Genomic DNA, 12,189 nt, shown 5'->3' on the forward strand with positions numbered 1-12,189 from the left:
TTTTTCATTAAGTTCTGTTTTCGTTTTTCTGTACTTCAAATTATTGATACTTCATATGAAGTAAGCGAGGCTTATTTGCCTACTGCTTCTGCCACTAGTGCCGCTTGAGCAGCTTTGTGAGCATCGCCGTCGCCTTCTGAAGTCGAGCTCATTGCAGGACGTCCTACATAGCGTACTTTTTTACCTTCAGATAATTCATATAAATGCTCAAGCATGTAGTTCCAAGCACCTTGGTTTTTCGGTTCTTCTTGTACCCATACAATTTCTTTTGCATTCGGGAAGCGTGAAATGATTTCTTTCACTTGCTCTGCTGGGAATGGGTAAAGCTGTTCCACACGTACAATATGCAGGTGGTCGAAGCCTTCGCCATCTTTCACACGGTCTGCAAGATCAATTGTCACTTTACCACTTGCAAGCAGAATTTTTTCAACCGCTTTAGGTGTATTACCTGTTGTAGGCTGCTCAATTACTTCCTGGAATTTACCTTCAGCCAGTTGTTCTGATGAAGCTGCAGCAAGCGGATGACGAAGAAGACTCTTCGGTGATACAACCACAAGTGGACGCATGCCTTCCGTGCCCAGCATACCAGCTTGGCGACGTAATAAGTGATAATAGTTGCCGGCATTTGAACAGTTTGCAACGAACCAGTTGTTTTCTGCTGATAACTGTAAGAAGCGTTCCATACGGCTTGAAGAGTGCTCTGGGCCTTGCCCTTCATATCCATGTGGCAATAGCATTACTAATCCGGATTTTTGACCCCATTTCGAACGCGCAGCAGAAATGAAGTTATCGAACATTACTTGTGCCATATTGGCAAAGTCACCAAATTGTGCTTCCCAAATAGAAAGTACATTAGGGTTTTCCAGGTTATAACCATATTCAAAGCCTACAACACCCGCTTCAGTTAATGGCGAGTTGTGAACTGTAAATGATGCGTTAGCTCCTGAGATATGGTGTAACGGTGTAAATAAAGAGCCATTGTTTTTATCATGAAGAACTAAATGGCGTTGTGAGAACGTACCGCGCTGTGCATCTTGACCTGTAAAACGAACTGGGTGGCCATCTTGGATAATTGTTGCAAATGCCAATGTTTCTGCATGACCCCAGTCAATCTTTTCACTCGCGAATGCTTCACGGCGTTTTTCAAGAATTTTAGCCAGTTTATTTTGTGGCTGGAAGCCATCTGCAAACTGCAGTAATTCTTCGTTAATTTTTTCTAGACGCTCAATTTCTACAGCTGTCTCAATTTCCGGGAAGGAGACTTTTACTTCTTCAGGCATTTCAAGATGTTTATGTTCATCTTTTTCAGCCATTTCCTTCACATGGTCATAGGCAGCTTGCATTTCAGCGTAAACTTTCTCATCAAGGGCTTTTACGTCTTCCATTGATACTAGACCAGCTTCCGCCAATTTTGTACCGTAAAGCACGCGGATTGGATCATGTTTTGATACTAATTTATACGTTTCAGGGTTTGTTACAGTTGGGTCATCTGTTTCGTTATGACCGTAACGGCGGTAACCGATTAAGTCGATCAAAATATCCTTGCCGAATTTTTGACGGTAAGCTGCTGCAAAGCGTCCCACTTGTGCCACTGCTTCCGGCTCATCAGCATTCACATGGATAACTGGTACTTCATAGCCTTTTGCAGGGTCAGAAGAGTATACAGAAGAACGTGAATCATAAAGTTCCGTTGTGAATCCGATCATATTGTTAGCGATGATGTGGATTGTTCCGCCTGTAGTGAAGCCTTCTGTTTTTGCAAAGTTCAGTGTCTCTGTTACAATCCCTTGACCTGGGAAGGCAGCATCACCATGGATTAGAATTCCAAGTGCTTTATTTGGATTGAATTCCACCGCACCTGCTTTTGTAGTATCATCCTGAGCTGCACGTGTTGTACCAAGCACAACTGGTGCTACTACCTCTAAATGCGAAGGGTTATAGGCAAGTTTTACATTCATGCCTGATTCACGTGTATAAGAAGCACCCATATGATATTTAACATCGCCAGTCCAGCCTTTTGTAATTTCAAGACGGCCGTCTTCTGGGAAGAATAAATCGTTTGAAACGTGAGCAAAATCAGAGAACATCATGTCATATGGTTTATTTAAAATATGTGTTAACACATTTAAGCGACCGCGGTGAGCCATGCCGATCCGAACATTTTCAAGATTTTCTTTTTCTACTACTTTTAAAATTTCATCTAATAATACGATTTGTGTATCTAACCCTTCACCTGAGAAGCGTTTTTGTCCAACAAATGTTTTATGAATGAATTTTTCAAAGTTTTCTACACGAGTAAGACGCTCAAGAAGTGCTTTCTTTTCCTCGTTAGACAACGTTGCTTTTATTGCCCCGCTTTCAATTTGGGATTGAATCCAGGCAAATTCTTCCTCATTTGATACTTGACTATATTCAAATGCAATCTTATCTGTATATACGGACTTCAAGTAGTCAATTGCTTCTTTACCATTTTTCACGCCAGCCGGTACTTCTTTGAAGAAAACAGTTGCCGGAATCTCAGCTAAATCTGCCGCTGATAAACCGAATGCGCTTTCATCAATTAGAGCAGTGTGTAGTTTATGATCTTTTAGTGGATATAAATCTGCTGCTAAGTGACCTTTTGTACGAATTGCTTCAGCAAGCTTTACAGCTGCCAATACTTTTTTGTAGTCACCTTGTGCTGCGCCTGTTGTAGCAACAGCTGCGTCCACACCTTCTACTTGTGGTGCACCATAAGCTTGGAATAGTGCGACTAACTCAGCGTCTACTTCTTCAGGAGACTGCAGGTATAGGTCATATTGCTCTAAAACATAACCTAAGTTTGGTCCAGAAAATGCTGACCAAGGGGAACCTGCAGAGTATACATTGTTCGACATGAAAAATAACCTCCAACTTTTGCCTTTAGGCAGTTCCATTTATTAATTGTTAAATCTATATAATATTTTACCATTCTTTGCTCAATCTTCATAAGAATTAAACCATTGCGCGAAAGAACGTTTTTTCCATATCAATCTTACTACTCTTCACAGAAAATACAACTCTTTTTAGCAAAATAAGCAATTTTTTTCGCGAACTAAAAAGAAACAAAAATAATTCATGAAAATTGCTACATTTTTAAGTCTAGACGTACTAAAAATACAGTCCCTTTTCCTATTTTACTGTGCACTTCAATTTCTCCCCCATACTTTTTCAAAAGGGATTTAGTAATACTTAAACCGAGTCCCGTGCTTCCTTCTACATGTACCCGGGCATGGTCAACCCGGTAAAAACGATCAAATATATAAGGAAGGTGCTCTTCGGGAATACCTGTTCCATTATCTGAAATTTCAAGAAAAATATTATGATCGTCATAATGAATAGTCGTTTGAATATGCGGATCATTTTCATTGTACCGAATACTATTCTCATATAAGTTTCGTACTATTTGAGATAAAGCCTCTTCTGAAATAGCAGCTAGTCTTTTCTGGCCTATCACATGTAGATCGAATTGTACGCTCTGATAAAGGAACGTTAAATCATTGGCAACCTGCCGGACAATTTCCTCTGTATCTGCGCTGATGTTCTCAGCTATCGCTTCTTTTCGGGCTAACTGCAACAGCTCCTCCATTATATTTTTCATCCTCGCCACTTCTTCTAACGTAGTATCCAGGGATTCTTCCAACACTTCCGGATCTTCTTTCCCCCAGCGCTTCATCATAGAAAGATGCCCTTCAATCGATTGAACAGGAGTCCTTAATTCATGTGAAGCATCTGAGACAAATTGCTGCTGGCGATTAAAGGAGATTTCCAATTCATGCAGCATAGATTTATAAAGCCGCAGCAAGTCTCCTATTTCGTCTTTTGAATCGTAGGCAAAATCCACTTTCGACTCAAATCCCCGTTCCTTCACAGCTTTCATAGAGTTACGAAGCTGCCGCAGCGGTTTGATCATCACTGTAGAGGCATAGTAACTAATGGCTGCAGCCAAGATAACAGCACCTATTCCCATAATAAGCATTGTTGTTAGTATATACCCCATCATCGATCGAAATGACAGCAAAGGATGGACTAGTTGTAAAATATATTGTCTAGGACCGATTTGGACGATCCGGTGCATAACAAATGCTTTCGCGCCATCCAGTGTTGCTTCATGGACCAACGTTTCATCCGGCGAACTAAAGGACATATTAAGCTTTGCAGCAGGCGAAGTATTATTAATTTGCAAAATTTCCGTACCGTCTAATTGATATAGGCGCACCGTCTGGTCTTGGTTTAATACAGCTTTCATCAAACCCGTTTGGTCCTGCAGATCCTGTATGGTGACAGCTACTCCCTGGGAGGAAAAAAACGTGGTCATATCATCTACTGTTCGTAGAGCGTTTTCTTCCTCTTTTGCAAGAAGCCATGTATGTAGTGCTATGAAAATAATCACACAAATAGCAGCATAGGAGATTAAAATAGTCAATCCTGTCGTGAGCATCCATTTCGTTTTAAGAGATTGATTTTTTATCAGTGTTTTCAGCTTCATCCGCGCACCACATACCCTACCCCGCGGACTGTCTCAATATAGGGGGGTTCATCTGTCATAAGTTTTGTACGTAAATGGCGGATGTAAACGTCCACTACATTCGTCTCCACTTCGGTATCATAGCCCCAAACCGCCTCCAGAATAAGTTCTCGCGTACATACTTTATTTTTATGTTCCACTAACAGCTTTAGTAAATCATATTCTGTCCGGGTTAGCTCTAGCTTTTGCCCTTCAAATTGTACCTCATATGCGGTTGGATCGATTGTAAGCCTACGAACAGTCATTTTATCATCAGCCTGTATTTTCGGTTCCATGCGCCGAAAGATTGTCCGGATGCGTGCCAGCAGTTCCTCAATAGCAAACGGTTTAACGATATAGTCATCCGCGCCTGCATCCAGCCCCGCTACTCGGTCCATTACTGCATCCCTGGCTGTCAGTAAAATGATTGGAACATCGGATTCCCTCCGGATTCTTCGGCATAATTCAATGCCGTTTAATCCGGGAAGCATCACATCCAATAAAAGACAATCAAACGGCTCGCTAAGTGCCGCATTCAGGCCTTCCCTTCCATCATAGCAAACACTTACTTCAAACTGTTCATGGCGGAGTTCCAATTCCAAAAAACGTGCAATGCTTTTCTCATCTTCCACTATTAATATTTTTTTCACAAAATCCTCTTCTTTCACAAAAAAATGTTTACAGCTGCATTACTTCGGATAAATAAATAGAGCAAGGCACCTCAGACTAGACATCACAAAAGGCTGTGTGTTAAGGATAACTTAACACACAGCCTCTTTGCTTTCAAAAAATTATTCATATAAATAAATTCAACCATTGCCGCATGTCCATAAAGGCCATTCACTGACTAAAAATACATTATAGAACTTAAGCCTGCAGATGTACTTTCTTTTCATTTAGCATTCGCACATGCGGCAGCACTGCATAGTGTATAATAGCGGTTTTAGCTGTAATAGTAAATCGCTTTTATTCTACGTTATTTCACAAAGAAGCCGGGATACAGCCTGTTTTTTTCGAATTTTTCTTATGAAAATACATATGGTGAGCAGGATGATTATGGTCCTGCTCCTATAAAGGCTGTCTAGTTATGGTAATGGTCAATTCGCCGAATTTTATTGCTCCTGATTTTGTCCAGCTGTCCCGATAACTACTACCTATTGATAGTACCGTTCTGTAATAGAAAAGCCGAAAAGTTTTACAGCACCGGTTAATTATTCCCCCTCGTGCTATTATAAGAAGCTCCAGCTTTCTTTCACCTTTACCTGCAGGCTGGCAAGGATGGAAAAGGTAGTCATTCGGAAGTTTATCTGATTATGCTTTTTCACTTATTAGAAATTGAGCAGTTTGCTCTTTTACAAATTGTATACATTTATCGTAATTTTTCTGTTCCGCTGTTCGTTCGCAGCTTTTCCAGCCAAATGTCCCATCGATGACTTCGGCTGTATAGATGGCCGTGACTGTTGCGTTTCCAATAAGCAGCAAATTGTATATTTCATCATTTTTCTCGACAATACATTTCACAAAACCGCCTGGATTGTAAACCGTCACTTCTGTTGAAGCAACAACTCCATTTAAATTGGCGACTAAAGCAGATGCTGTCATAGCTGTCCCGCAGGCATTGGTAAAGCCAACACCTCGTTCATATGTCCGGACATAAATCGCATCCTCCGCCATCGGATACACATAACTTACATTCACCCCATCTGTACAATATTCATTATCATTATTTAAATAATGAGCAAGTAAAAATTGATGGGACTGATGCTTAATGTAGTGTTCTTCCACAATTCCTATCAGATGAGGATTAGGAACAGAGACAGCAGTAAAGTGAATAGTAGGGGAAAATTCCTCAATTACCTCATGAATCACCTGACTTTTCCCTTTATACACCATAGGTAATGTAGATAATTCAAATGAAACAGGAGAAATTTCTACTGAATAGGTTGGCAGCTCTTCAAACAAGGGACTTTCCTTCCTCACTTTCAAGCTTGCTTTCATCGTTTCAATGACCGCCTCTTCCACTTCCAGCTTTTCGCATATGTATCTAGCAACACAGCGTAGTCCGTTACCGCACATCGATGCTTCTGAGCCATCTGCATTTATGACACGCATTTTCGCATCAGCTTGAGATGATGGACATATAAGGAGCAGCCCGTCTGCCCCACCTTCATTTTCTTCGTCACACAGCCAGAGCGTTAGCTGCACCCAATCCATTTCCTGTTCGTCACTTGTTTCATATAAATAAAAGGTATTACCTGAACCATGCACCTTCCATAGCTTTATTTCCATATAAATCGTCGCCTCCTCCGGCATATATATTTATATTAGCTTGTAACGGACATTCATTCAAATATTGTTTTCATTATGTATTCCAATAATTCAGAATTCAGTATTAATTTACAAGAAATTTACTTTTTTTTCGAGCGAGAATATTGCATTACGCACTATTTTTAATGTAAAATAAATTATCTACTAATGTTATTTCGATATTGTGTTTTCATAAGCAAGATAGAGGGGAAACTAGCGGTAATACGATAGTTCGACGTCTATTTCTTTTAGGTTGGAATCGGGTTCGAAATGAATGCCTAACACTAGGCCTACATTATCCTAAAAAGGAGGCGTTTCGCATGTTAAAACATCGAGATCTTCATGAAACAACTGAGCTATACAATTTACTTTCACACCCTGCTGTATTTCCTTACGTTCGTCAAAAAGCAGCTTCTGCTGAGGAATACTTGTTTATGACGAAACAATTAATCGAAGAAGAGCAACAAGGGAAGACCATTTCCCGCACCATAACGGATGATTGGGGTCAGCCGATTGGAACAATAAGTATATTCGATGTGCAAGAAGGCGCCGGTTTCCTTGGTACTTGGATAGGTACGCCATTTCAAGGCAAAGGCTATAACCAAAAAGCGAAATACTTGTTCCTCTCTGAGTTATTCTACGAATATGACTTCCACACTGTCTTCCTACGCATCCGAAAAGAAAATGAGCGCTCCAAAGCTGCTGCCTTAAAACTTCCATATGTTATAGATGCAAATGAATCACATCCCGCACTTTATGAAGAAATTAATGCCGGTAAACTTCAATTTGACCTCTATAAAATTCCAAAAGACCTCTTCTATCTTACTACTGCACACGAACGTGCCGAAGAAGAAGAACAGGCAATGTAAGGACTGTCCCTCATTTTTAATCTAACCAATCAAATCTTCGACTTTTACGGGGAGCACAAGTTACTAAAGGCTTGTGTCCCCTATCCATCCTTTACTCTGCATACAATTTCAATTATTTTTCTATTATACTATGCTAAAGATGCTAGAGTGTCATTTTGTACAGGCTGCCTTTCTGTACAAAGAAAGGGCTTGCTATTATGCGCGATAAAACAACACATAATAACATTCCCTGTTATTTTTCATATTGGGTAATAAGCGTGACCATTTCCTTTGGTGTTTTTGGCTGTTCTGCATCCAGCATCCTATCAATAATTTCTTCCTCATCCTTAATAAGCGCCTCGATCGACTTCATAAAAGTAGTTTTCGTCAGCATCTCTTCTTCCAGTACATGGGCAAAACCTTGTTTTTTAAATAAATTTGCATTCAAAATTTGGTCCCCCCGGCTTTTAGCTGCCGATAACGGGATTAAGAGCATTGGCTTACGTAATGCTAAAAATTCAAAAATCGAATTCGACCCTGCGCGTGAGACAACTAAATCGGAAAGGAACAACAGATCGGAAAGCTCCTCTGTTACATATTCAAATTGGCAGTATCCTTCAATATTCTGTAATGATTCGTCAATATTTCCTTTACCACAAAGATGGACAATATTAAACATTGGCAGCAGCTGATTTAAATTTTCACGAAGCGCATCGTTCAATACGACAGACCCTAGGCTTCCTCCCATTACAAGCAGTACTTTCTTAGTTGGTACAAATCCGCATAACCTTAAAGCACGCTCCTTATCCCCTTCAAAAAGCTGCTGACGAATAATCGATCCGGTACATGTCGTTTTATCACTCGGCAGATGCTGCATTGTTTCTTTAAAAACCGTGAACACGTGCGAGGCAAAAGGAAGTGCAATTTTGTTGGCTAATCCTGGAGTAACATCCGATTCGTGAACGACAACCGGTACATTTGCCATTTTTGCAGCCATCACTACAGGAACAGAAACAAATCCCCCTTTTGAAAAAATGATCGTTGGTTTAACTTTTCTTATAATTGAAAATGCCTGTCCTACTCCTGCCATTACACGAAATGGATCGGAAAAATTTTTCAAGGAAAAATAACGACGTAATTTTCCGCTTGCTATTTCATGATAAGGTATTTCCGGAAATGTTTCGCCGATCAATTCTTTCTCGATACCATCTTTGGAACCTATATAATGTACGTCGTAATTTTGAGCAAGTAATTCAGGGATGATTGCCTGATTGAGCGAAACGTGTCCTGCTGTTCCTCCGCCCGTTAAAATGATTGATTTTTGCTTCACAAACATTCTCCTAACTTCTATAAACCTTCTATTTAGAACAATTTTATTCTTAAAGTATATGAATTTTTCCCGATTTTTATACATTGCTGTTCGACAGCAATCTACTCATAGATTGAATGGAAATTTGGCCATTCCATTTTTCATTGTTTTTAGGCCCATAACGCTCATTTTAGCATAATTTCGCACTTTACAAAACAGCCGAATGAAAAAAGGTATATCCTCTTCGTTCCTTCTACTCAATAAATGCTTAAACTATGGGCAACTAGGAATCTATAAATGCCTTCTATTAACATTCTAGGTAAAAATCGTCCAGCATTCCTTTTATACAACGGATGACATATAAATGACTCTAAACCCTTTATAATGAAAAAAGAACCGCCCAGTAAGCTTTTGCTTTTTGGACAGCTCCTAATGATTAATCAATTCCTACTACTTTTATTTGCTGAATATCTTCTCCAATGATAACCAGCTTGGCAGGCATATGGATAAACTCCGGCAGCCACTGCACCATGCCATATGCATACTGGAACAGCATTGGATTTTTAATACCCTCTATCGGAACGTAGCCCTTCATCCTGTAAACAGATTCAGGAAGCTCTTTAATCCATGCTTCAAACTCTTCTTGGGTATAAGAACGGTTGAATTCCACTAAACGAGAACCTAGGTTAAAGCTCTTTCCTATTCTTGCTGGAATAATCTCTTCTTTATCCACCTGTGCCGTTGACTGCATATTTTGCAGTAATGCCAATGGCACTTTTCCATTTGTCGTCTGTAGGATAAATGCTTGTGGATTAAAGCTCTGGAGCTCATAAACGACTTGCGCCTGCTCTTCTTCTGTCAGCAAGTCGACCTTATTAGCCAGCAGTAAATGTGCATGGCGAATTTGTTCCATGAAGAGAGAGCGCGCCTGCGGAGATAATGATGCCCGGTTTAACCATAGCTTACTATCAGCAACAGTTACGATACCTTTAATATTCAGCCTGTCCGCAAACAGAGGTGAATATACCGCATCTAAAGCCTCTACAGGATGGGCAGCTCCCGTTGTTTCTATAATAAGGATATCAAAGTCTGCATCATGAAGCAGGGATTGAATCTGTGCTTCTGTTTTTTCGGCTCCCGAACAGCAAATACATCCTTCAAGCATTTCTTTTAGTGGAATGCCTTCCTCAACAGCTTGGGAATCGAAGTTCAGCTTCCCAAGTTCATTTATAATAACTGCAGGTTTTATGTGCTGTTCTTTCAATTGACGAATAACATCTGTTAGCATAGATGTTTTCCCGCTTCCTAAAAATCCGCTAAATAAATATACATCTTTCATTTTTCTGCACTTCCTCTATAGAAAAGAGCTGACAATTTGCCAGCTCTTTTAGTTATTCGGTTATTCTTTATTCGGACTTACCTGTTAATACTTCTTTTGCTTTCAACAGCATTGGGTCCTCTTTTTCGATTTTTTCACGCAGGGCATCCATTAATGCGTATGTTGTGTCACCCGCTATAGTACCCGTTTGCTCAAGTTTCTCGGCCTTTTGGAATGCCTTTACAGCATCTTCCGTATCACCGTCGAATACACCGTCCACTTCTCCCGGATCATATCCGAGCGCTTCAAGCATTCCCTCAGCAGACTGGATCATTTTATCGTTCATGCCAGTCTTCAACTCTGTCTCCGGATTCACATATGTCAGTGAAGCATAGCTTGGGTACTTCACTTCAATCGTTGGGGTTACCCCTTTTTCATTAATCCAGTTTCCTTTTGGCGTCAACCATTTTCCTGTAGTGAACTTCAAGTTCGATCCGTCTTCCAGATAGCTTACCGTCTGTACAGTTCCTTTACCGAACGAAGGAACACCGATAACTTCTGCATCAGCGGATTCAAGTAATGCCGCTGCCAAAATTTCAGATGCCGACGCACTACCTTCATCAATCAGGATTGTGACAGGCTGCTTGAATTTTTTCTCGCCCTCGGCAGCAAAGACCTGAGGTTTTTCATCACGGCCTTGTACTTGAAGGATCGGCTTACCATCCTCAAGGAATAGGTTGGCAATATCAATTGCAGCGTCTAGGAAGCCACCTGGATTTTGACGCACATCAAGGACGATACCTTTCATGCCCTTCCCATCTAGCTCCGTTAGGATTTTCAACAGTTCTTTATATGTTTCTTCACTAAAAGATGTAATTTGGATATGGGCGATTTTGTCATCTCCCATTTCACCGTAAACAGTCTCAATTGGAATATCATCCCGGACAATGGTCATTTCAGTCGGCTCGGCATCCCCGCGCTTGACTGTTAATGTAACAGATGTACCTTTTTCACCACGGATGAGCAGTACAGCTTCAGAGGCAGTCATTCCCTGAATGCTTTTTCCATCCACTGTTAGAATAATATCCTGAGGCATAATGCCAGCCTTTTCAGCAGGAGAATTCTTGATTGGTGAAACGACAACAATATCGCCGTTGCGTTCCTGAATTTCTGCTCCAATTCCTTGGAAGCTTGAAGAAAGACTTTCATTAAAGTGATTTGCCTCATCCGTATTCATATAATCTGTATACGGATCATCCAATGCATCAAACATACCATTGATGGCACCTGAGATCATTTTATCTTCATCTACATCTACATAATACTTATCTTTTAATTCATCAAAAGCATCATATAATCGTGTAAATTCTTCCCTTTCAACCGGCACCTTTACTTCAACGACCTTTTTCTCACCAAATGTTAGAGCGAAAATCGTCAATCCAGCCGTTAAAAGAATTGTTAGGAAGAGGAGCATAATTAAAGCAAAGGGTTTTACACGTAAATATTTCCCCGCCGGCTTTATTGGCTGTTCACTTACTTCTTCCTCGCGTTTTTGTTCATCCATCTTATTCACCACTCTCTTACTTGCATTGCATGCTATATAACATATTAACAGGTTGATTCCGCTTCGAAAAGAAAAGACGTCAACTTTTTTGGAAAGTTCCTTTTAATATGCTCTTTATCTACATATTTAAATTATATAGGCTGCTTGACTGCCTATCCTGACAGACGGCCAAAGCACCAATTCCTATTTTATCTGAAATCTAATGCATCGCTGCCTCCATTTATATGCTTATACTAAATTGTATACAATACGCTCAGAATCCTTCTTATATACCTGTATTCGCAATTCTCCGGTTTAGACGCAGACAGCACCTAACCT

Annotated in this window: 8 protein-coding genes; 1 reads left to right on the plus strand and 7 read right to left on the minus strand. The window is 40.3% G+C overall.

Features of this window, described 5'->3' with window-relative positions; genetic code table 11:
* Positions 1-71: 71 nt before the first annotated feature.
* From BOD01S_RS05285 to dapF, 4 genes are all read right to left on the minus strand, one after another.
* Positions 72-2,876 carry a 2-oxoglutarate dehydrogenase E1 component gene (locus BOD01S_RS05285; RefSeq protein WP_036158780.1) on the minus strand — a complete coding sequence of 935 codons (2,805 nt, stop codon included), beginning with the start codon at positions 2,874-2,876 and terminating at the stop codon, positions 72-74.
* A gap of 230 nt (positions 2,877-3,106) precedes the next feature.
* Complete coding sequence (locus BOD01S_RS05290; protein WP_036158777.1) at positions 3,107-4,507, minus strand: HAMP domain-containing sensor histidine kinase; 1,401 nt, start codon at positions 4,505-4,507, stop codon at positions 3,107-3,109.
* A complete protein-coding gene (locus BOD01S_RS05295; RefSeq protein ID WP_036158774.1) occupies positions 4,504-5,175 on the minus strand; it encodes a response regulator transcription factor in 672 nt (223 codons plus the stop codon). The genes BOD01S_RS05290 and BOD01S_RS05295 overlap by 4 nt, the downstream gene beginning before the upstream one ends.
* Positions 5,176-5,836: 661 nt before the next feature.
* Positions 5,837-6,814 carry a diaminopimelate epimerase gene (gene dapF / locus BOD01S_RS05300; protein WP_036158771.1) on the minus strand — a complete coding sequence of 326 codons (978 nt, stop codon included), beginning with the start codon at positions 6,812-6,814 and terminating at the stop codon, positions 5,837-5,839.
* 338 nt (positions 6,815-7,152) lie between these two features.
* Between dapF and BOD01S_RS05305 the strand changes: the two genes are divergently transcribed.
* Positions 7,153-7,701 carry a GNAT family N-acetyltransferase gene (locus BOD01S_RS05305; RefSeq protein ID WP_036158768.1) on the plus strand — a complete coding sequence of 183 codons (549 nt, stop codon included), beginning with the start codon at positions 7,153-7,155 and terminating at the stop codon, positions 7,699-7,701.
* Positions 7,702-7,933: 232 nt separating this feature from the next.
* On the opposite strand, the gene BOD01S_RS05310 is transcribed toward BOD01S_RS05305, so the two are convergent.
* The 3 genes from BOD01S_RS05310 to BOD01S_RS05320 form a co-directional block, all read right to left on the minus strand.
* The gene (locus BOD01S_RS05310) at positions 7,934-9,010 is read right to left on the minus strand and encodes an undecaprenyldiphospho-muramoylpentapeptide beta-N-acetylglucosaminyltransferase (RefSeq protein ID WP_036158765.1); all 1,077 of its coding nucleotides are present in this window, start codon (positions 9,008-9,010) and stop codon (positions 7,934-7,936) included.
* 415 nt (positions 9,011-9,425) lie between these two features.
* On the minus strand, positions 9,426-10,328 hold the full coding sequence (locus BOD01S_RS05315; RefSeq protein WP_036158762.1) for a CobW family GTP-binding protein: 903 nt from the start codon (positions 10,326-10,328) through the stop codon (positions 9,426-9,428).
* A gap of 67 nt (positions 10,329-10,395) precedes the next feature.
* Complete coding sequence (locus BOD01S_RS05320) at positions 10,396-11,871, minus strand: lmo1851 family serine protease (RefSeq protein WP_036158759.1); 1,476 nt, start codon at positions 11,869-11,871, stop codon at positions 10,396-10,398.
* Positions 11,872-12,189 lie beyond the last annotated feature (318 nt).

This window comes from Lysinibacillus odysseyi 34hs-1 = NBRC 100172, assembly GCF_001591965.1.
In the GTDB taxonomy this organism is placed as follows: Bacteria; Bacillota; Bacilli; order Bacillales_A; family Planococcaceae; genus Lysinibacillus_B; species Lysinibacillus_B odysseyi.

Bases quoted from the DNA above. Each gene is read 5' to 3' on its own strand.
- BOD01S_RS05290 (WP_036158777.1), bottom strand. From the start codon at position 4,507: ATGAAGCTGAAAACACTGATAAAAAATCAATCTCTTAAAACGAAATGG.
- BOD01S_RS05315 (WP_036158762.1), bottom strand. From the start codon at position 10,328: ATGAAAGATGTATATTTATTTAGCGGATTTTTAGGAAGCGGGAAAACA.
- BOD01S_RS05285 (WP_036158780.1), bottom strand. From the start codon at position 2,876: ATGTCGAACAATGTATACTCTGCAGGTTCCCCTTGGTCAGCATTTTCT.
- BOD01S_RS05320 (WP_036158759.1), bottom strand. From the start codon at position 11,871: ATGGATGAACAAAAACGCGAGGAAGAAGTAAGTGAACAGCCAATAAAG.
- BOD01S_RS05305 (WP_036158768.1), top strand. From the start codon at position 7,153: ATGTTAAAACATCGAGATCTTCATGAAACAACTGAGCTATACAATTTA.
- dapF (WP_036158771.1), bottom strand. From the start codon at position 6,814: ATGGAAATAAAGCTATGGAAGGTGCATGGTTCAGGTAATACCTTTTAT.